We start from the raw sequence: 19885 nt of genomic DNA, 5'->3' as shown, positions 1-19885 counted from the left end.
AGGCCGCCGGATGTCTTACGCAGCAAGCGCGGTTTCGGCCATCGAGACCCAGTAGCTGATGCCGTAAGGCAGGGCCTCGTCGTTGAAGTCATAGGCGGCATTGTGCAGCCCGGCCGTGTCGCCGTTACCGATGAAGATGAAGGCGCCGGGGCGTGCTTCCAGCATGTAGGAAAAATCTTCCGCGCCCATATGCGGGTTGGGATTGGTGTTGACGGCGTTTGCGCCTGCCACACCTGCCGCCACGCTGGTTGCGAATTCGGTTTCGTCATTGTGATTGAAGGTGACGGGATAACCGCGATCGTATCTCACCTCCGCCGTCGCGCCATGCGCCATGGCGGTGGCTGTCGCCACTTCCTTCAACCGTTTTTCGGCGAAATCGCGGGTTTCCGGCAGCAAGGTGCGCACCGTGCCGGTCAGCGTTACCGAACCGGGAATGACATTGCCCGCTGTGCCGCCGTGGGTGGTGGCGACGGTGACGACAAGCGATTTCAACGGGTCCGTTTCCCGCGAGACGATGGATTGCAGGGCGATGATGATATAGGCCGAGGTCAGAACCGGATCGACTGAAAGATGGGGGGCCGCCGCATGGCTGCCCTTGCCGGTAATGACGATCTCGAAACTATCCGCCGCCGCCATCGTCGAACCCTTGCGGATGGCGAAATTGCCGACCGGAATGCCCGGCTCGTTATGCATGCCATAGACCTGAGAAATGCCGAATTTCTCCATCATGCCGTCGTTCAGCATGGCCAGTGCCCCTGCGCCACCCTCTTCAGCCGGCTGGAAGATGACGGCCACGGACCCTTTGAAATTACGGGTCTCGGCCAGATATTGCGCCGCGCCCAAAAGCATGGCTGTGTGCCCGTCATGGCCGCAGGAATGGGCCTTGCCCGGAACCTTGGAAGCCCAGGGCTTGCCGCTGGTTTCGAGGATCGGCAGCGCATCCATATCGGAGCGGAAACCGATGGTCGGGCCGTCTCCGTGCCGCCCCTTGATGATGCCCACCACGCCGGTCTTGCCAATGCCGGTTTCGACGATATCGCATCCGAAGGATTTGAGTTTCTCCGCCACGAATTTCGAGGTTTCGAAGACGTCGTAGAGCAGCTCCGGCGTCTCGTGCAGGTGGCGCCTCCAACCGGCTACTTCTTCCTGCATCTCGGCCACACGGTTCAATATCGGCATTCCCATTTTTCCTTTTTTTGTTCCCCGCCGGGTTGTCGGGAACCATATTGCGTTTGGAATTTCTGCTTTTGCAAGTATGAATTTCGCTAGATGAGTGAAAAATAGGCCCGAAGCCAATCGGCTCAAATTTTGTTCATCAATCAGAGTTTGGGGCTTGCATTTCAAAAAAACTGACAATAGCATCACTGGGAACGGAAGAATATTCGTTAGCAAAGTCAAACACTTAAAACAAAAGACTTGCAAATGACGTTGAGGAAAAGCGTCAAACATTCAAACAGATAAAATCTTCAAAGGGGAAAATCACAATGAAGAAGCGCAGCGTTCTCTTTGCCAGCACGGTGGCGGCCTTGGCCATGGCAGGCTCTGCCGCCCATGCCGAGCGTGGCAGTGACGGCGAACTGAAAATCCTTTTCTGGCAGGCTGTATCGACACTCAACCCATATCTTTCCGCTGGCACGAAGGAAGTCTACAGCTCGTCCATGGTGATCGAGCCGCTGGCGCGCTACGACGAAAAAGGCGAGCTGGTGCCGATGCTGGTGAGCGAAATTCCGACGGTCGACAATGGCGGCATCGCGAAGGATCTGCTCAGCATGACGTGGAAGCTGAAGAGCGACGTCAAATGGTCTGATGGCACGCCCTTTACCGCTGACGACGTCATCTTCACCTGGAAATATTGCATCGCACCGGACGGCGGCTGCGCGCAGGCGGCACAATATGAAGGCGTGAAGAACGTCGAGGCGGTCGACGCCCACACCATCAAGATCACTTTCAACGAACCGAAGCCCTACCCCTATTCCGCATTTGTTGGCGCACAATCGCCTGTCATCCAGAAGAAACAGTTTGAAAAATGCGTCGGCGCTGCGGCTCCCGGCTGCACATCCGCCAATTTCGGCCCCATCGGCACCGGCCCCTTCGTGGTCAAGGATTTCAAGCCGAACGACGTCATCAGCTTCGTGGCCAACCCCAATTATCGCGATCCGGCCAAGCCCGCCTTCGCCACGGCTACCCTGAAGGGCGGCGGCGATGCAGCTTCCGCTGCACGCGCCGTTCTTGAAACCGGCGAATTCGACTACGCCTGGAACATGCAGGTGGAGCCGGAAATTCTGGCCACCATGGTAGCTGCCGGCAAGGGCAAGCTGGAAACTGCCTTCGGCACGCAGGTCGAGCGTATCAATCTCAACTGGTACAACGCCGATCCTGCGCTGGGTGACAAGCGCTCCACCAAGGAAGGCGGCCCGCATCCGGCCCTTTCCGACCCGGCCGTGCGCCGCGCGCTCTCGCTTGCAATCGACCGCGATATTATCGATGAGGCAGGTTATGGCGAGGCAGGCAAGCCGACCTGCAATATCGTGCCGGCCCCGGAAGCCGTCGCTTCGACCAAGAATGACAGCTGGTGCCTGAAACAGGATCTGGAAGGCGCAAACAAGCTGCTGGATGATGCGGGCTGGGTAAAGGGCGCCGATGGCATCCGCGCCAAGAACGGTGTGAAACTGTCCTTCCTCTACCAGACCTCCACAAACTCTGTTCGCCAGGCCACGCAGGAACTGGTGAAGGACATGTGGTCGCAGATTGGCGTTGCTTCCGAACTGCGCAATGTCAGCGCCTCCGTCTTCTTCGGCGGCGATCCGGCAAGCCCCGACACCTTCCAGAAATTTTTCGCCGATGTTGAAATGTACACCAACAATTTCGACGGTACAGACCCGGAAAAATATCTGGCGGAATGGCTATGCGACAAGATCCCGGCTCCGGCTAACGGCTGGCAGGGCCAGAACATTCCGCGTTATTGCAACCCGGAATTCGACAAGCTGGTGGGCGAACTCTCCAAGACCGCAGACCCTGCCAAGCGCGGTGAGATTTCCAAGCAGCTGAACGATATGCTGACCGAAGAAGGCGCGCATATTCCGCTCATCCATCGCGGCAGCGTCTCCTCGCATTCGCTGACACTCGAAGGCGTTCGCATGAACGCCTGGGATTCGGAACTCTGGAACGTCGCGGATTGGTCCCGCAAAAAGTAACCCGCAAATGCGCGGTCGCCCCTGACGGGGGGACCGCGCTCATTTTGCGAGACCCTGACGGTCTGGAGACTTTCCGATGTTTACCTTTACGCTCCGGCGGCTTGCCTTTGCCGTACCGACGTTGCTCGTCATCAGCTTCGTCATCTTCGCCCTGCTCGATCTGGCGCCGAATGATCCGACCGGCGACCTGCCGCTGACCATTCCGCCCGAAGTGCGCGAGCAGATCCGCGCCTCGCTCGGTCTCGACCAGCCCTTCTTCATCCGTTACATGCTGTGGCTGCAGCAATTCTTCATCAATGAACCGCTGAACCTGTTCGAGAAGCTGACAGGCTGGCAGATCGGCGACGGCAGCCGCATGCGTGTGCTGTCCTGGGCAACGCGCAGCCCGGTGGTCGATCTCGTCATCCAGCGCATGCCGCAAACGCTTTGGGTCGTCGGCCTTGCCTATCTCTTCGGCGCGCTTCTGGCGATCCCGATCGGCGTCATTTCCGCCTACAAGCAATATTCGATCTTCGATCAGATCGGCACCTTCGTCTCGATGGTGGGTTATTCGGTTCCCACCTTCTTCACCGGCGTGCTGCTGGTCGTCATCTTCAGCTCCTATCTGCAATGGTTCCCTTCCGTCTACGACACCAATCTGCAGGTGACTGACTGGGGAAGCCTCGTGGCACAGATCAAACAGATGTTCATGCCGGTTCTGGTGCTGACCCTTTACAACGTCTCGCAGATCAGCCGTTTCGTGCGCGCCTCGATGCTGGACAATCTCCATCAGGACTATGTACGCACCGCGCGTGCCAAGGGCGTGAAGGAAAAATCCGTTCTGCTCGTTCACGTCCTGCGCAACAGCCTTATACCCGTCGTCACCGTCATCGCACTCGGCGTGCCGACGATCTTTTCCGGCGCCATCATTACCGAACAGATTTTCCGTGTGAACGGGCTTGGCCAATTGCTGATCACCGCCGTTCAGGGTGCGGATATTCCGCTGGTGCAGACGCTGACCTTCATTTTCGCGGTGCTTATCGTGCTCTTCAACCTGATTGCCGACGTGCTTTACGGCATTCTCGACCCGAGGATCCGCTATGACTGACGCCACCCTCGCAGCACCAGCCGTCGCCGCCACGCCTGTGCAATCGGCACTTGCCGATATCTGGAAACAGTTCCGGGTCCACAAGGGCGGCGTGGCAGGCCTGTTCGTTTTCATCTTTATTTTGCTTGCGGTCTATGTCGGGCCCTATATCCACACTGTCGCGCCCAATGCCATCAATGTGAAGGAACGCAACCAGTGGCCGTCGCTGGCGCATCCCTTCGGCACCGACAATCTGGGCAAGGACATGCTGGCGCAGGTGCTGGCGGGCGGGCGCATCTCGCTTGCCGTCGGCATCACCGCCATGCTGCTGGCGCTGTTTCTCGGCACGCTCGTGGGGGTGCTGTCAGGCTATTTCCGAAGACTTGACGGGCCGCTGATGCGGCTGACGGACCTGTTCCTGGCCCTGCCGCTGCTGCCACTGCTGCTCGTCATTCTCATGCTGTTCCGCGATACGCTGCGTGCCGCTTTCGGGCCGGAAACCGGTATCTTCATCCTCATCGTCTTCGTGATCGGGGTAACCAGCTGGATGCATACCGCACGCATCGTGCGCGGCGACGTGCTGACGATCAAAAGCCAGGAGTTTATCATGGCGGCGAAATCGAGCGGCATGCGCGAATACCGCATTATCCTGCGCCATATCCTGCCGAATGTGTTGAGTTCGATCATGGTCTCAGCCACGCTCGGCATCGCCTCGGCCATCATCACGGAATCGGCGCTGTCCTTCCTCGGCCTCGGTTTTCCGTCCGACTTTCCGACCTGGGGACGGCTGTTGTTCGATGGCGCCAACTTCCTGCAGCTGACGCCCTCGCGCGTGCTGTGGCCTGGACTGGCAATCTCGCTGACGGTTCTGAGCGTCAACTACATCGGCGACGCCGTGCGTGATGCGCTTGATCCAAGGGCGCTTAAGAGCTGAGGCGAAGGGCGCGGTGGCTGCGCCCCTCCCTTTATCTCAGTGATAATTCATCTTTTCCGCGTCGAGAATGCTGTCTGCATCCAGCGCAGCAATCGGAATGTCGCTGCGCGCCGGAATATCGCCGGAAAGCTGCAAGGCCAGATAACGCCCGCAGCAGACTCGTAAAAACGAGGTGAAGTTGCCGAGATCATGCCCGGCATCGATCGATTCATTATAAAGCTTGGCAATGAGCTGCGCGCTGTTCATGCCATCGCGGCGTGAAATCTCGTCCAGAGTCGTCCAGAAGAAGTTTTCAAGTCTGACGCTGGTGACCATGCCATCGATCCGCAAAGACCGGGTATGGCTTTCCCAAAGCGTCGGGTCTGCCTTGATGAAAAGCTTGCACATGGTGTCCTCCCTCAGCAAGCTGCAGAAGATAGACGGGAAACGGGACCGGTAAAAGCCCCATTCCGCCGGCCTTATCTGCCGAGCACCACCATGAATTGCGAAAGCCATGCCGGATGCGCCGGCCATGCGGGCGCCGTCACCAGCTTGCCGTCGGTAACCGCCGCGTCGATGGCGATATCGGCATAGGTACCGCCCGCCAGTTCCACCTCGGGGCGGCAGGCCGGATAGGCCGAGCAGGTGCGGCCCTTGAGGACACCCGCAGCCGCCAGCAATTGGGCACCGTGGCAGACAGCCGCGACCGGCTTGTCAGCCTCGAAGAAATGCTTCACGGCGGCAAGCACATCCGCATTCAGCCGCAGATATTCCGGCGCGCGACCACCCGGAATGACCAGCGCGTCGTAATCCGCGACCATGATATCGGCAAAAGTTGCGTTGAGCGCGAAATTATGGCCGCGTTTTTCTGAATAGGTCTGGTCGCCCTCGAAATCATGGATCGCGGTCGCGATCGTCTGGCCAGCCTTCTTGCCGGGGCAGACGGCATGCACCGTGTGACCAACCGCAAGCAGCGTCTGGAACGGCACCATGGTCTCGTAGTCCTCGGCGAAATCGCCGGTGATCATCAAAATCTTCTTCGGCATGCTTGCTCCTCCCATTTCGAATGCCCGGGGCACCGTAACAGGAGGGGTGGAGAAGCGGGTATTATGGCTATACTACAGGGCCGATAAAGACGGGATCAGCGCGCTTTGGGCGGCTCCGGCCAGCGACGAACACCGCCGCCCCAATCCTCGAAGGCGTTGGAAAGCTTGAGAACGAGCAGATCCGCGTAACGCGGGCCGACGATCTGCAAGCCGATGGGCATCCCGGATTTCGAGAAGCCGCAATTGATCGAGGATGCCGGCTGTTCCGACATGTTCCAAGGGACGGTGAAGGCGATATGTTCGAAGGGTCGCTCGGGGTCGTTGGTGGGCGAGGCCCAGTCGGCCGGATAGGAGACGACGGGATTGACGGGTGAAATCACCACATCAACTGACTGCATCAACCGCCCGCAGGCTTTGCGCATTTCCATGGTCTGGTTGAAACCGAAAACGGCACGCGCGCCGGAAACATCAGCGCCCTTCTGCGCCCATTCGTGAATATAGGGAAGGATCGCCGCGCGTCGTTCGTCACTCAGCGCCGCCATATCGCCCCAGAATTTCGCCCGCCAGAAATCATCCAGCCCATCCAGCATGTCCCGAGACAGCACCGGCTCGACCGGGACCACGATGGCACCTGCATCTTCGAACAGCTTTGCGGACGCCACAACAGCATCCCGCACCTCATCGTCCAGGGCCAAGCCGCAGCCGGCATCCAGCATCAGGCCGATCCTCAGGCCCTTTACGTCGATATCGAGGTCCATCCAGTTGATATCGTTGGGCGGCAGCGCGGTGCCGTCGCGCCAGTCCGGGCGGGAAAGCGTGGCCATGGCATAGGCGGCGTCAACGACGGTGCGGGTCATCGGCCCGGCGCAGCGGCCTGTATAATAGGGATCGACGGGTATGCGGCCCTGGCTGGGCTTGAAGCCGAACAGGCCCGTCCACCCCGCCGGTAGCCGCACCGAGCCGCCAATATCCGTGCCGATATGCAGGGTGCCGTAACCCGCAGCACCGGCAGAAGCCGCACCGGCACTGGAGCCGCCGGGGTTCTGTGTCGGGTCCCACGGGTTGCGGCTGAGCTTGTGAAAACTGGAAAGGCCTGATGACAACATGCCGTAATCCGGGCAGGTGGTCTTGGCGTAAAGGATGGCGCCGTCCTCGCGGCAGCGGGCCGCAACCGGCGCGTCTTCCAGGGCCGGCACCAGTTCCACCGCTTTGGTGCCAAGCGGAACCGGCTGGCCTTTGGTGGCGATCAATTCCTTCAGCGACACCGGAATCCCATCGAGGGCCCCGAGCGTTTCACCTTTTTGCCAGCGCGTCGTTGAGGCCAGCGCCTGCTTGCGGGCATCCTCGGGATCATAGGCGTAAAGCGCGTTCACCGTGGGCTCGAATGCGTCGATACGGGCCTCTACCGCCTGCCAATATTCCGATGGCGACAGCTTCTTTTGCCCGTAAAGCGCCAGGATTTCGAGCGTGTTGAGGTGTATGAGATCGGTCATAAGCTTCGTCTCGTCAGAAAACAGATAATATGGGCGATATCGGCTTGAAGCGGTCAGCTGGTATCGCGTGGGTCCAGCAGGTCGCGCAGGCCATCGCCAAGCAGATTGAGGCCGAAGACCGCGAGCGCAATGGCAAGGCCGGGCATGATGGCAAGCCAGGGTGCAGCACCTAGATAGGTCTGCGCATCGGCCAGCATCCGCCCCCAGGTGGCGGCCGGCGGAGGCATGCCGAGACCGAGGAATGAGAGTCCCGCTTCGGTGAGGATGGCAAGGCCGAGCTGGATGGTCACCTGCACGATGATCTGGTTGGAAATATTCGGCACGATATGAAACAGCGTGATCTTGGCGCGGTTCTGGCCGATGCTGGTGGCGGCGGTGACATATTCCCGCGACCATATCTGCAAGGCCGCACCCAGCGTCAGCCGCGCAAAGACCGGCACCATGAAGGTGGCAATGGCGATGATGGCGGTGAACCGCCCCGTACCGATGAACGCGCCGAGCATCATCGCCGACAAAATCGGCGGTACGGCGAAGATGATATCGCAGGCGCGCATCACCAGGGTTTCAGTGAAACCGCGCAGTGCCGCGACCGATACGCCAAGCGCCGTGCCAATGAGCGCGCCGATCGCAACGGCGGCGATGGAGGTGGAGAGCGAATTCCATGCCCCCGCCATCAGCATGGACAGCACATCGCGGCCAAAATGGTCGGTGCCAAGCCCGCCATAGGCAAAGGGCGATTTCAGCTTCTGGGCAATCTGTATCTTCGTCGGAGAAACCGGCGTCCAGACCAGCGAAAGCAGGGCAACCGCGACAAGAAAGAGAGTGACGGCGATGCCAAGGACGAAAGCGGGGCGGCGGCGGATCAGTCGCATCATCGTGCACCTGCCCGCAGTCTTGGATCGATAAAGAGATAGGCGATATCGACCAGAAAATTCATGACGATGACAAGCGCCGAGAAGAACAGCACGACGGACTGCATGACGACGATATCCCGCTGGGTCAACGCCTGATAGGCAAGCCGCCCGAGGCCCGGCAGGTTGAAGACATTCTCCACCAGCACTGCCCCGGCAATCAGGAAGGTGAATTGCAGGCCGATCATGGTGACAACGGGGATCATGGCGTTCGGCACCGCATGTCGCCACAGCGCTACCCGCTCGCTCAGCCCCTTGGCGCGGGCGGTGCGCACGAAATCCTCGTTCATTACCTCAAGTACTGCCGAGCGGCAGACGCGGGTGAGGACGCCTGCCTGCGACAGCGCAAGTGCAATGGCTGGAAGCACAAGCGCGATAAATCCGGCAGAAAAACTCGGACGCCAGCCGGGAAAACCGCCTGATGGCATCCAGCCGAGCGTGGTGGAAAAGACGATGATGAGCAGCAGCCCAACCCAGAAACCGGGAACGGCAATGCCGACATGGGAAAACAGCCCGGCTGCGAAATCCACCGGCCCGTTTCGGCTTCTCGCTGCCGCGACGCCGAGCGGAATGGCGATGGCGACCGATAGGCAGACCGCGAGCAGCGCAAGCGGCAGGGTGACGGCAAGCCGCTCGACAATAAGCCCCGCTACCGGCACGCCGTAGGTGTAGGATTGTCCGAGATCACCCCGGAATACGCCTGCAAGCCAGTGGATGTAACGCAATGGCAAGGGCTGATCGAGACCCATCTGCTTTTGCAGCGCGAGAAGCGTATCCGGGCTCGCCGACGTACCGAGCATGATGGCCGCCGGATCACCCGGCAACAGCCCCATGATGATGTAGATGATGAGCGACACCGCAAACAGCGTGACGATGAGGCTTGCAAGGCGCCGGACGAGAACGGCTAACATCTGGCATTCTTTCCTTGCGTTGTTTCGTTTCGGGATGTGGCGGATGGATTTATTGTCATCCCCGCTAACTCTTCCCTCACCCCTGTGCTTGTCACTGGGATCCAGCCGAAGCGTGCCTGCGCGGCGGAAAGTTTCCTTTCAGCCCAACGACTTGGGCTGGCTGGATTCCTGTGACAGGCACGGGAATGAGGTGGTGGGTAGGAATGCGCCTCGCCGTTCACAACAAACGTCACTCTTCCCAATGCACATCCGTCAGCACATTGGACGGAATGGGTTCGTTTTCCCACAACCCCTTCAACTTCTTGTCCCAGACGCCGAGTTTCGGCATCACGAACAAGAACAGCGCCGGCACATCTTCGGCGAGGATTTTCTGGGCTTCGCCGTAAAGCTTTTCCTGCTCGGCCTCATCCGCCGTCTTTTCGACATTGGCGATGACCTCGTTGAAGGCAGGGTTCTTATAGTTGAAATAATAGGGATCACGGGAGTAGATATCGATATCCATCGGCTCAGCGTGGGCGACGATGGTCATGTCGTAATCCGCGCCCTTCAAAACATCCGCCACCCATTTTGCCGGAAATTCCGTGGTCTCGATGGTCATGGTGACACCGATTTCGGCCAACATCGCCTGGAGGATTTGCGAGGTCCGCTGGGCATAGGCCATTTGCGGGGCCTTGATCGTGAAGCTGAAACCGTCGGGGTAACCCGCTTCGGCAAGAAGCGCCTTTGCCTTGTCTATATCGTAAGAATGAACACCGGTCGTATCGATGTAACCGCGATCGTTCGGCGTGTAGTGGCTGCCGATGGCCGTGCCGTAACCCGACCATGCGCCTTCAATCACCGTGCCGCGGTCCACCGCCATCATCAGCGCCTGGCGCACGCGCTTGTCGTTGAAGGGTTTGCGGGCATTGTTCATGCCAGCCACGACCTTGAGTTCCGTATTGCCGACGAAGGTACCGAGACGCGCATCGCCGTCGAAGGACGTCATCAGTTCCGGCGCGCCGAATTCCGGGAAGGCATCGATATCGCCGGATTTCAGTGCCGCTGCCTGCGCTTGCGGATCGGAAACGAAGCGGAAGGTGGCCTTTTCAAGCTTCACCGCCACCGCCTTGTCCCAATAGGCCGCGTTCTTCTCCAATTCCACCTTGTCGCCCTTGGCCCAGTTCACGAACTTGAACGGGCCGGTGCCGATGGGCGTGGTACGGTTATTGTCAGCGCTCTTCGGCGCAACCATGACGGAGGCCGGCCAGCCGAGCCAGTAGATCAGGCTGCCCGCCGGCTGCTTCAGCTTCAGTACCAGCGTCGCGGCATCCGGCGTTTCTATGCTCTCAATGGCGGTGAAGAAGCGTTTTTGTGGGTTTACCGACGTTTCACCGCGTGCCCGGTCGAGCGAAAATTTCGCAACGGAGGAATCGAAGGTCTCGCCGTCGTGGAAGGTAACCCCCTGGCGCAGCTTGAACGTATAGGTCTTGCCATCGGCTGAAATTTCCCAGCTTTCGGCAAGCTGCGGTTTCACCTTGCCGTCGTGGTCGATGGTGACGAGACCTTCGAATATGTTCTGCCAGCTGACCTGACCGATGGCGACGGGTGCCGCAATTGTCGGGTCGAGACCCGTCGGCTCCACCGTCATGCCCAACGTCAAGGCGGTCTTCGGCGCGGCCGCGGCGTCCGTCATCGAAAGCGGCATCCAGATCGCCGTCCCCAGTGCAAGCGCAAGCGCGGCGCGCCGCGTAACTTTCAGCGGCTGCGAAAAATAAGTGCGTGGCATCATTGTCCCCTGTCTGGCGGCCGAGGCATTTTTGCCTTTCGAAGACCACCCGTTGCAAAAAGAGTGTCATGTTGCAGGCGCACACACAATCGTGATTTTTGTGTGCTCCGTGTAGCTGAAATGGCTACACGGAAATACGGATGGAAATCAACCGGGATGGACAATTCTCCAGGCTGACGAATTCCCCTACCCCGCTGTCGCCTCGCGCATGAAACGCTCGATGAAATCGGCAAGCTTGGAGGCGGCGAAGGATAGTTGCCGGTCGGGCGCCACGCAGAGATCGATCTGGGTGTGGATGCCCTTCTTGCCGGAAAGCGGAACAGCAACCATCTGGCCGCTGCGGATTTCACGCGCCACCGACAAGGCCGGCAACAGCGTGGCCGCGGCATGGCCCAGAACCAGTTCCTTCAGCATTTCCAGCGAACTGGTGATAAAGACGGGATCAAGCTCGATACCGGCATCGGCAAACAGTGTATCGAAGGCCTGACGCGCCGCGAAGCTCTTGTCCGGCAGGGCAAGCGGCAGGCTGGCTAGTTCCTTCAGCGAGACTTCCGCCTGCGCGGCAAGCGCATGGCCGGTCGGAAAGATAGCATCGTAACTGATACGGGTGCGCGAGCGCACTTTCACGCCGGAGACCTTGGGCGCAAAAAGGCTGACGACCAGATCCGCTTCGGCTGCACCCAGTGCTTCCATCGCCTGGCGCGCGCTGGTGATGTGCACCTCGAAGCGCAACTGCGGATATTTGAGGCTGAACTGCGCCAGCACCGGCGCAAGAAGGTTCGCAACCGTCGCGCCATTGGCATAAACGGTGACCCGGCCGCGCTGAAGCCCCTTCAGGTCATCGATCAGCTGGTGCACATGGTCGAGTTCGCGCAGCGTCTTGCCGGCGCGGGCAGCCAGCAATTCCCCCGCCGCCGTCAGCTTCACGCCCCGGCTGGAACGCTCCACTAAAGGCGAGCCAAAATAATATTCGAGGTTCTCGATCTGGCGGCTGACTGCCGTCGGCGCGACATTCAGATTTTCGGCAGCGGCGCGCATGGAATTGGTGCGGACAAGTTCGTCGAAATACATCAATGCGCGCAATTGCATGGTCGGGATACCCTGTTTTGGCCGGCACTGTCCGTCGTGCCGGGCTTGACCCGACTATAGCGGCAGCTCAAGCGCGCTTGAAGCCCTCGCTCGCCACCAGCAGCTGCCTGGTATAATCCGCAGTAAACTCGCGGCTTTCCAGCGCTTCCGCCTCCAGCATTTCCACCACCTTGCCGCTTTTCATCACCGCAAGGCGATCGCACATGTGGCTGATGACGCCGAGATCGTGGCTGACCATAACGAAGGTGAGGTTGCGGTCCTTGCGGGCCTGTTCCAGCAGATTGAGGATTTCCGCCTGGATGGACGCGTCGAGCGCCGAGGTCGGCTCATCCAGTAGCAGAATCTTCGGCTCGACGATCAGCGCGCGGGCAATGGCAATACGCTGCCGCTGACCGCCGGAAAGCTGGTGCGAATAGCGGAAGCGGAAACCGGTGCCGAGACCCACCTCATCAAGCGCACGCGCGATGCGTTGCTCGCGATTGTCGAGACCATGGATGACGAGTGGTTCCAGCAGCAGCGCATCCACTGTCTGGCGGGGATGCAGGGAGCCGTAAGGGTCCTGAAACACCATCTGCACATCGCTATAGAAGCTCTTGTCGCGGTGCTTGCTCGAATAGGAGCGACCGGCCACCATCAACGAGCCTTCATCGAAATGGTTGAGGCCGGCAATCGCCCGAAGCAGCGTCGACTTGCCGGAACCGGACTCGCCGACGATACCGAAGGACTCACCCTCGGCCACATCGATGCTGACGCTGTCGAGGGCGATATATCCGTCGAAATCGACCACCATGTCTTTGATAGAAAGAACCGTGTTCATGCGCGCCACTCCGCCTTGCGTTCCAGAACCGGCAGCGGATGCCGGTGGCCGCCAATTTCCGGCAGGCAGTTCAAAAGACCCTGCGTATAGGGATGCTTCGCCTCTTTAAGATTGGCAGAAGATAGCTCCTCAACGACCTTGCCCGCATACATGACCAGAACGCGGTCGCAGAAAGACGACACCAGCCGCAGATCGTGGCTGACGAAAATCAGTCCCATGCCGCGGTCGCGAACCAGCTTGTCGAGAATATCGAGCACTTCGAGTTGGACCGTCACGTCGAGCGCGGAAGTCGGCTCATCGGCGATCAGAAGTTCCGGGCCGCAGACCAGCATCATGGCAATCATGACGCGTTGGCCCATTCCGCCGGAAACCTCGTGCGGGTAAAGATCGAACACGCGCTCGGGATCGCGGATCTGCACCGCCTCCAGCATGGCGAGCGTGCGTTGGCGCGCCTCGCCGGAACCGATGCTCTCATGGGTACGCAGCGTTTCCATGATCTGGCGGCCGATGGGCATGACCGGGTTCAACGAATATTTCGGGTCCTGCAGGATCATGGCCAGGCGCTTGCCGCGCATGAGCCGCCGCTCCTTTGCTGAAGCACCGAGAAGATCGACATCTCCGAAGCGCAACACATCGGCCTCGATGCGTGCGCTTTTCGGGGTCAGCCCCATGATGGCGCGGCCGGTCTGCGATTTGCCGGAGCCGGACTCGCCGACGATGCCAAGGCGTTCGCGTCCCAGCGTGAACGAGACGCCACGCACCGCCTCCACCAGCCCGGTGCGGGTGGGGAAGGAAACGCGCAGGTTCTCGACGGACAGAAGCGGCGCGCTCATTGGTTCGCCTCCTTGGGGTCCAGCGCATCGCGCAGGCCATCGCCGAGAAGGTTGAAACCGAGGCTGACGATCAGGATCGCAATGCCCGGCATGGCGGCAACCCACCATTGATCGAGAATGAAACGGCGTCCGGAAGCAATCATCGCGCCCCATTCCGGCAGCGGCGGCTGTGCACCGAGGCCAAGGAAGCCGAGACCGGCCGCGGTGAGGATAATGCCCGCCATATCGAGCGTGACACGCACGATGAGCGACGACATGCAAAGTGGCATGACGTGTTTCAGAACGATGCGGAACGGCGACGCGCCCATGAGCTTGACCGCCGCGATGAAATCGGAATTGCGGAAGGTCATGGTTTCGGCGCGCGCGATGCGCGCATAAGGCGGCCATGAGGTGACCGCGATGGCGAGCACCGCGTTTTCAATGCCCGGTCCAAGTGCGGCCACCAGCGCAAGCGCCAGAACCAGCTTCGGAAAGGCCAGAAAGATATCGGTGATGCGCATCAGAACGGCATCCACCCAGCCGCCGGCATAACCCGAGACGGTGCCGACGATGAGTCCGATGGGTGCGGCGATGATGGCCACCAGCAGCACGACGAATAGGGTCAGCCGCGAACCGTGGATGAGGCGCGAGAGAATATCACGCCCCTGATCGTCAGTGCCGAGCAGGTAACCTTCTGTCCCCGGAGGCAGAAGTCGGGCATTGCGCAGATCGCCCTGCACCGGATCGTGTGGTGCAAGCACATTGGCGAACAGTGCGACAAGCAGTAGCGCAATGATGATGCCGAGGCCAAGCAGCGCCAGCCGGTTTTCCGAAAAGCGCCGCCAGATGACATAGGCACGGCCTAGCCGTGCCTGCCTGCGCGAGGCAGGCCGGTCGGAGAGCAGCCATTCGCGGCTGTAGGGTTTGAGTGTATCGGTCGAAATCGTCATCGGCTGCGCGTCCTTGGGTCGAGCGTCCGGTAAAGCAGATCGGAGAAGAGATTGATGCCGACGAAGATGGCGCCGATCACGATCGTGCCGCCAAGAACGGCATTCATATCCGCATTCTGCAGGGAATTGGTGATGTAGAGGCCAAGCCCCGGCCACGCGAAGATGGTTTCGGTCAGCACCGAACCTTCCAGCAGACCGGCGTAAGATAGCGCAATCACGGTCACCAGCGGCACGGCAGCGTTGCGCAGAGCGTGAAACCAGATGATGCGCGTTTCCGAAAGCCCCTTGGCGCGCGCCGCGACGATATATTCCTGGGCGAGCTCATTCAGCATGAACGAACGCGTCATGCGGCTGATATAGGCCAGCGAAAAATAGCCGAGCAGCGAGGCGGGCAGGATGATGTGGCGGAACAGATCCCACAATACGTCCCATTGCCGTTGCCAGATCGCGTCGATCAGGAAGAAACCCGTGACCGGCGTGAAGGTGAATTCGTAGACGATATCCATCCGGCCGGGATAGGCGACCCATTGCAACCGGGCGTAAAACACCAGGAGCGCCAAGAGGCCAAGCCAGAAAATCGGCACGGAATAGCCGATAAGGCCGATGACGCGCACGACCTGGTCGGCAAAGCTGCCGCGCTTGACCGCGGCAAGCACGCCGAGCGGAATGCCAAAAACGGCGCCGATGATGGTGCCGAGCGTGGCAAGCTCTACGGTTGCCGGGAAAACCCGCTTGATATCCTCCATCACCGGGTTGGTGGTGAGGACTGAGATGCCGAAATCACCCGACAGCGCCTGCTTCAGATAGATGAAGAACTGCTGCCAGAGCGGCAGGTTGAGGCCGAGCTGCTCACGCACGCGCTCGACCACATGCGCAGGCGCGCGGTCGCCGACAATCGCCAGTGCGGGATCGATCGGCACAACGCGGCCAATGAAAAATGTGACCGCCATCAGCCCCAGAAAGGTGGTGATGACGGTGACGGCGAAGCCGAGAATGGCCTTCGCGCGGGCGTTGGCACGGCGTTTGCCCTGCCTCGCCCGGCTGTTTGCTTCAACGATGCTCAAGAGACCGATCCTTCCGGATCATTCCTTGGAGATCGTATAGACATAGTTGGTGTCGAAGCTCGGTCCGAGCTTCAGGCCCTTGAGCTTCGCGGAGTATCCGGCCACTTCCGTCTGCTGGAAGATGATGACGAACGGGCCTTTTTCGAGAACTTCCTTCTGGAGGTTCTGATAGATGGCGGCGCGCTTGGCATTATCCTTTTCCAGAAGTGCCGACTGCGTTTCCTTCGTCAACTCCGGAACGTCCCAGGCGTTACGCCAGGCAAGAGTCTTGTTCTTGCCTTCTTCGGAGTTGTCGTAGTTGATCGTGAAGGTCTCGGCATTCGAGTTCGGGTCGAAATAGTCCGAACCCCACTGGCCGATGTAGATATCGTGCGTGCGGGCGCGATACTTGGTAAGCGTCTGCTTGCCGTCGCCGGGAATGATTTCCAGCTTAATGCCAGCCTGCGCGAGCGTCTGCTGTACGCTTTCGGCAATTCCGGTCACCGGCTGCGTGTTACGCACATCCATGGTCACGGTGAAGCCGTCCTTCAGGCCGGCCTTCGCCAGCAGTTCCTTGGCTTTGGCGACGTCGAGCTTGTATGGGTTCTCGTCAAGCGCGCCAAGCTGGCCCTTTGGCAGGAAGGTCTGATGGATTTCGCCGATGCCCTTGATGATCGTCGCGCCGATCGCGTCGTAGTCGACGAGATATTTAAAGGCCTCGACGACCTCAGGCTTCTTCAGGTTCTCGTTCTTCTGGTTGAGGCTGAAGTAATAAACGGTGCCCTTGGGCGCGGAGGTGACGGCAAGGCCTTCCTTCTTGGAAACGGCTTCCATATCACCCGGCTCGAGGTTGCGGGCAACGTCGATATCACCGTTTTCAAGCGCCAGGCGCTGGCCGGAGCTTTCCTTCATGTGACGATAGACCACGCGCTTCAACTTCGGCTTCTCACCGTAATAGTTGGGGTTGGCCTCCAGAATGACGGCTTCGTTGGCCTTCCAGCCAAGAATCTTGTAGGGGCCGGAACCGGCATAACCTGTTTTCAGGAACGCATTGCCGAAATCGGTGTCGTATTTGTAATCGGCGCTCGGCGTGACGGGCTTGGCCTTTTCGGTCACCAGCTTCTTGTCGACAACTGCGGCAACGGTCGCGGTCAGAACGTTCAGCACGAAGCTTGGTGCGTAGGGCTTGTCGACCGTCAGTACGAAGGTGTTGGCATCCGTCGCTTTCGCCTTCTCAGTGACGTTGTCGCCCTTGAGGCCGAACTGCGTCAGAAGGAATGCTGGCGACTTGTCGAGCTTGATGGCACGTTCAAAGGAAAAGGCAACATCATCTGCCGTCACCGGATTGCCGGAGGCGAATTTCAGGCCGGTCTTCAGCTTGAAGGTATAGGTGAGACCGTCTTCAGAGGTCGTCCAGCTCTCGGCCAGATCGCCGATCACCTTGGAGGTGTCGTTGAGATCGATGGAAACCAGCTTGCTGTAGGTGTTGCCAGTAACTTCAGCTGCCGAAAGCTCGAATGCCTCACCCGGATCGAGCGTGATGATGTCGTCGATGGCGAAACCTTCAACCAGCGTATCGGCCGGCGTGGCGGCAAAAGCGTGCGGCGCAGACAGCATCATCAGCGACAGAGCAGCGCTGGTGCTGAGGATACGCATGGACTTGTTGAGCGATTTGATCATAGGATCTCCCCTTTTGTTATGAGATTGATTAAGTTCGCTTTTATTTGCCTTCAGGCCGGCTCGTGCCAGGCCTGGGATAGGACGCGCAGCCAGTTTTCCCGGCATATTTTAGCAAGTTCTCCATCACCGTAGCCCGCCGATTTCAGCGCCGCAACCAGATTGTGGTTGCCGCTGGCATCGGCAACGCCAACGGGTACCGTCGCGCCGTCGAAATCCGATCCGAGCGCCACGCAATCGACGCCCATACGCTCCACCATGTAGTCGATGTGGCGCACCATGTCGGAAAGCGGCGTGTCGGCAATGTCGCGCGCATCCGCCCGCAACATGGTGACCGCGTAGTTGAGGCCCACCAGACCGCCGCTCTCCTTGATGGCATCCATCTGCCGGTCAGTAAGATTGCGGGCGACGGGGGTGAGCGCATGTGCGTTGGAATGGCTGGCGATCAAAGGCTGGTTCGTGGTCTTCGCCACATCCCAGAAGCCCTTTTCGGTGATGTGGGCGAGATCGATGAGAATGCCGAGCCGGTTGCACTCCTTGACCAGCGCAAAACCGGCATCGGTAAGGCCGGGCGCGGTATCGGGCGACATTGGATAGGAGAAGGGAACGCCGTGACCGAAAATATTGTGCCGGCTCCAGACCGGACCGAGCGAACGCAGGCCGGCGGCATAAAAAACCTCAAGCGCATCGAGATCGGCACCGATCGCCTCACAGCCTTCCATGTGCAGCACGGCCGCGAAAATATCCTCGGCAAAGGCCTTGCGGATATCGGCCGTCGAGCGGCAAAGGCGCCAGGCGCCGGCACGGTCAAGCCTGAGCGCGATCGCAGCCTTTTCCATCGCAATATCGAGCGAGGGCTGGCGTTCGAGCGGCGCCGCAAGTGGTGTATCGTAATGGCCCTGCGCGTCCGGCTCCTGCAGGACCAGATCGCCGGAGGGAATGTAGATGGCGCAGATGCCGCCGCCGAGACCGCCTGCACGTGCACGCGGACCGTCGATATGGCCTTCGCGGGTGCCGTTCTTGAATTCAGCCACCGGATCGCCACCGGCCTTGCTGTTGCGCCACAACCGAAGCAGCACATCATTATGACCGTCGAACACTGCATGCATGTCAAGAAATTCCAGTAAGCGGCAAAACCAAAGGGGGCGGGCAGACGCCGGAATAACACCGCGCGAGAGCAAACCGGCGCATTTTTCGCCGACTGCTATAGTCTGTCAGAAACGATCTTAGGACGATCTCTCACGGCTCCGCAAGACGCAAATTAGGCAACGATGAAATTATCACCACTTGCCTTTTGCCGGGAATTGCGCAACGTCAAGCCCGCCAGCCGCCTTCGGCTTTTTTCAGCAGCGGCGTTGCGAAAACACCCCTCACCCGCTCCGGCCATTCCGGCCCGAAAGCAGCGATTTTTTGCATCCAGCGATCCGATTGCAGCATGGCAGCGCCGATTGCCACCGGCTTGATGCCGGATGAGGCGAGAAGCGAAAGACCTGAAATGATGGAACTGCCGCTGGAGATGACATCGTCCACCAGCACCACCCGTCTGCCCTCGATGAGTGGCAACATGCGCGGATCGATGTAAAGCCGTTTTTCCTGCTTGGTGGTGATGGAGGACATCGGCACCGACAGTTCCTCCAGATACCAGAATTTGCGCGAAGTGCCGAGCGGCACATATCGTGAATGGCCGAGGTGACGGGCAACGGCTGCGGCAAGCGTGAGCCCCAGAGTCGGCAGGCCGATCACGACATCTGGCTTGAGGGGGCGAAGCTTTTCCGCCAGGTCGGCGGCCAGCACTTCCAGCACGTCAAAAGAGGCCTGATTGACGATGAGCGAGGCGAGCGCATGTTCGCCATCCGCCAAGGGCCGGATCGGCAGGCAGATCTGCCGCCCGTCATCCAGCTCAGCCGGAAAGAAAGCCGAATGCGGGCCTGTCGTATCGAATGAACGGGGCGGTAGAACATCCTGCCAGAACTCATGCGGCGCGGCGGGGGATGATGCGGCGGGCGATGCGGATTGCGGCATCGGTTTTCCTTTCAGAAGCGGGACGGCAAAAGCGGAAGCGATTTTCATCCGCGCCATCCCCGTTCGGCATATCAGGCATTTCGACAACCGCAGCATGCGGCGGGTTCATTTCATTGGGTTTTTCAGCTAGAAGGAAACAAAGCAACAGGCATTCGGACAAGCCCACCTATGGCGTG

At 59.8% G+C, this 19885-nt stretch carries 18 protein-coding genes; 3 read left to right on the top strand and 15 right to left on the bottom strand.

All coding sequences use genetic code 11. The features are described from left to right. Positions 1–15: 15 nt before the first annotated feature. On the bottom strand, positions 16–1179 hold the full coding sequence (locus F617_RS0123415; protein ID WP_003518084.1) for a M20 aminoacylase family protein: 1164 nt from the start codon (positions 1177–1179) through the stop codon (positions 16–18). Between the two features lie 305 nt (positions 1180–1484). On the opposite strand from F617_RS0123415, the gene F617_RS0123410 reads away from it, so the two are divergent. The 3 genes from F617_RS0123410 to F617_RS0123400 all read left to right on the top strand — a co-directional run bounded on the left by F617_RS0123410 (position 1485) and on the right by F617_RS0123400 (position 5194). Next, a complete protein-coding gene (locus tag F617_RS0123410) occupies positions 1485–3194 on the top strand; it encodes a peptide ABC transporter substrate-binding protein (RefSeq protein ID WP_019566945.1) in 1710 nt (569 codons plus the stop codon). 76 nt (positions 3195–3270) lie between these two features. Beyond that, positions 3271–4281 carry an ABC transporter permease gene (locus tag F617_RS0123405; RefSeq protein WP_003518086.1) on the top strand — a complete coding sequence of 337 codons (1011 nt, stop codon included), beginning with the start codon at positions 3271–3273 and terminating at the stop codon, positions 4279–4281. Next, positions 4274–5194 (top strand): ABC transporter permease, encoded by a 921-nt coding sequence (locus F617_RS0123400; protein WP_013762302.1) that lies wholly within the window; start codon positions 4274–4276, stop codon positions 5192–5194. Before F617_RS0123405 ends, F617_RS0123400 begins: the two co-directional genes overlap by 8 nt. Positions 5195–5230: 36 nt before the next feature. Here F617_RS0123400 and F617_RS0123395 read toward each other — a convergent pair whose 3' ends face one another. The 14 genes from F617_RS0123395 to F617_RS0123330 all read right to left on the bottom strand — a co-directional run bounded on the left by F617_RS0123395 (position 5231) and on the right by F617_RS0123330 (position 19709). After that, entirely contained in the window at positions 5231–5581 is a 351-nt protein-coding gene (locus tag F617_RS0123395) for a ribbon-helix-helix domain-containing protein (RefSeq protein WP_003518088.1), read from the bottom strand. Between the two features lie 71 nt (positions 5582–5652). Continuing rightward, positions 5653–6219 carry a DJ-1/PfpI family protein gene (locus tag F617_RS0123390; protein ID WP_019566944.1) on the bottom strand — a complete coding sequence of 189 codons (567 nt, stop codon included), beginning with the start codon at positions 6217–6219 and terminating at the stop codon, positions 5653–5655. Positions 6220–6314: 95 nt separating this feature from the next. Continuing rightward, positions 6315–7712, bottom strand: coding sequence for an amidase (locus F617_RS0123385; RefSeq protein ID WP_019566943.1), 1398 nt, complete (start codon positions 7710–7712; stop codon positions 6315–6317). Positions 7713–7765: 53 nt separating this feature from the next. Continuing rightward, positions 7766–8587, bottom strand: a complete 822-nt coding sequence (locus tag F617_RS0123380) for an ABC transporter permease (RefSeq protein WP_013762300.1) — start codon at positions 8585–8587, stop codon at positions 7766–7768. Next, positions 8584–9534 carry an ABC transporter permease gene (locus F617_RS0123375; protein ID WP_003518092.1) on the bottom strand — a complete coding sequence of 317 codons (951 nt, stop codon included), beginning with the start codon at positions 9532–9534 and terminating at the stop codon, positions 8584–8586. The genes F617_RS0123380 and F617_RS0123375 overlap by 4 nt, the downstream gene beginning before the upstream one ends. 229 nt (positions 9535–9763) lie before the next feature. Continuing rightward, positions 9764–11299, bottom strand: a complete 1536-nt coding sequence (locus F617_RS0123370) for an ABC transporter substrate-binding protein (RefSeq protein ID WP_080802126.1) — start codon at positions 11297–11299, stop codon at positions 9764–9766. Between the two features lie 186 nt (positions 11300–11485). Then, positions 11486–12388 (bottom strand): LysR family transcriptional regulator, encoded by a 903-nt coding sequence (locus F617_RS0123365; RefSeq protein WP_013762298.1) that lies wholly within the window; start codon positions 12386–12388, stop codon positions 11486–11488. Between the two features lie 67 nt (positions 12389–12455). After that, positions 12456–13205, bottom strand: a complete 750-nt coding sequence (locus F617_RS0123360; RefSeq protein WP_026331038.1) for an ABC transporter ATP-binding protein — start codon at positions 13203–13205, stop codon at positions 12456–12458. Next, positions 13202–14038 carry an ABC transporter ATP-binding protein gene (locus tag F617_RS0123355; RefSeq protein ID WP_019566940.1) on the bottom strand — a complete coding sequence of 279 codons (837 nt, stop codon included), beginning with the start codon at positions 14036–14038 and terminating at the stop codon, positions 13202–13204. The genes F617_RS0123360 and F617_RS0123355 overlap by 4 nt, the downstream gene beginning before the upstream one ends. Continuing rightward, complete coding sequence (gene nikC, locus F617_RS0123350) at positions 14035–14967, bottom strand: nickel transporter permease (RefSeq protein WP_003518097.1); 933 nt, start codon at positions 14965–14967, stop codon at positions 14035–14037. The genes F617_RS0123355 and nikC overlap by 4 nt, the downstream gene beginning before the upstream one ends. Continuing rightward, a complete protein-coding gene (locus F617_RS0123345; RefSeq protein ID WP_019566939.1) occupies positions 14964–16031 on the bottom strand; it encodes an ABC transporter permease in 1068 nt (355 codons plus the stop codon). Before F617_RS0123345 ends, nikC begins: the two co-directional genes overlap by 4 nt. A gap of 18 nt (positions 16032–16049) precedes the next feature. Further along, complete coding sequence (locus F617_RS0123340) at positions 16050–17690, bottom strand: ABC transporter substrate-binding protein (RefSeq protein ID WP_003518100.1); 1641 nt, start codon at positions 17688–17690, stop codon at positions 16050–16052. A 50-nt stretch (positions 17691–17740) separates the two neighbouring features. Then, positions 17741–18796: a dipeptidase gene (locus tag F617_RS0123335; protein ID WP_003518101.1), complete on the bottom strand. Its 1056-nt coding sequence runs from the start codon at positions 18794–18796 to the stop codon at positions 17741–17743. A gap of 205 nt (positions 18797–19001) precedes the next feature. Then, positions 19002–19709 carry a phosphoribosyltransferase gene (locus F617_RS0123330; protein WP_026331037.1) on the bottom strand — a complete coding sequence of 236 codons (708 nt, stop codon included), beginning with the start codon at positions 19707–19709 and terminating at the stop codon, positions 19002–19004. Positions 19710–19885: the final 176 nt, after the last annotated feature.

Source organism: Agrobacterium sp. 10MFCol1.1, from assembly GCF_000381165.1.
GTDB lineage: Bacteria > Pseudomonadota > Alphaproteobacteria > Rhizobiales > Rhizobiaceae > Agrobacterium > Agrobacterium tumefaciens.
Note: the sequence above shows the minus strand (reverse complement) of the source record. Positions and strands in the feature narration are given on the sequence as shown.

Coding starts and splice junctions, on each gene's coding strand:
- F617_RS0123340 (WP_003518100.1), bottom strand. CDS start 17,690: ATGATCAAATCGCTCAACAAGTCCATGCGTATCCTCAGCACCAGCGCT.
- F617_RS0123370 (WP_080802126.1), bottom strand. CDS start 11,299: ATGCCACGCACTTATTTTTCGCAGCCGCTGAAAGTTACGCGGCGCGCC.
- F617_RS0123405 (WP_003518086.1), top strand. CDS start 3,271: ATGTTTACCTTTACGCTCCGGCGGCTTGCCTTTGCCGTACCGACGTTG.
- F617_RS0123360 (WP_026331038.1), bottom strand. CDS start 13,205: ATGAACACGGTTCTTTCTATCAAAGACATGGTGGTCGATTTCGACGGA.
- F617_RS0123390 (WP_019566944.1), bottom strand. CDS start 6,219: ATGCCGAAGAAGATTTTGATGATCACCGGCGATTTCGCCGAGGACTAC.
- F617_RS0123355 (WP_019566940.1), bottom strand. CDS start 14,038: ATGAGCGCGCCGCTTCTGTCCGTCGAGAACCTGCGCGTTTCCTTCCCC.
- F617_RS0123330 (WP_026331037.1), bottom strand. CDS start 19,709: ATGCCGCAATCCGCATCGCCCGCCGCATCATCCCCCGCCGCGCCGCAT.
- F617_RS0123375 (WP_003518092.1), bottom strand. CDS start 9,534: ATGTTAGCCGTTCTCGTCCGGCGCCTTGCAAGCCTCATCGTCACGCTG.
- F617_RS0123335 (WP_003518101.1), bottom strand. CDS start 18,796: ATGCATGCAGTGTTCGACGGTCATAATGATGTGCTGCTTCGGTTGTGG.
- F617_RS0123380 (WP_013762300.1), bottom strand. CDS start 8,587: ATGATGCGACTGATCCGCCGCCGCCCCGCTTTCGTCCTTGGCATCGCC.
- F617_RS0123415 (WP_003518084.1), bottom strand. CDS start 1,179: ATGCCGATATTGAACCGTGTGGCCGAGATGCAGGAAGAAGTAGCCGGT.
- nikC (WP_003518097.1), bottom strand. CDS start 14,967: ATGACGATTTCGACCGATACACTCAAACCCTACAGCCGCGAATGGCTG.
- F617_RS0123410 (WP_019566945.1), top strand. CDS start 1,485: ATGAAGAAGCGCAGCGTTCTCTTTGCCAGCACGGTGGCGGCCTTGGCC.
- F617_RS0123385 (WP_019566943.1), bottom strand. CDS start 7,712: ATGACCGATCTCATACACCTCAACACGCTCGAAATCCTGGCGCTTTAC.
- F617_RS0123365 (WP_013762298.1), bottom strand. CDS start 12,388: ATGCAATTGCGCGCATTGATGTATTTCGACGAACTTGTCCGCACCAAT.
- F617_RS0123395 (WP_003518088.1), bottom strand. CDS start 5,581: ATGTGCAAGCTTTTCATCAAGGCAGACCCGACGCTTTGGGAAAGCCAT.
- F617_RS0123400 (WP_013762302.1), top strand. CDS start 4,274: ATGACTGACGCCACCCTCGCAGCACCAGCCGTCGCCGCCACGCCTGTG.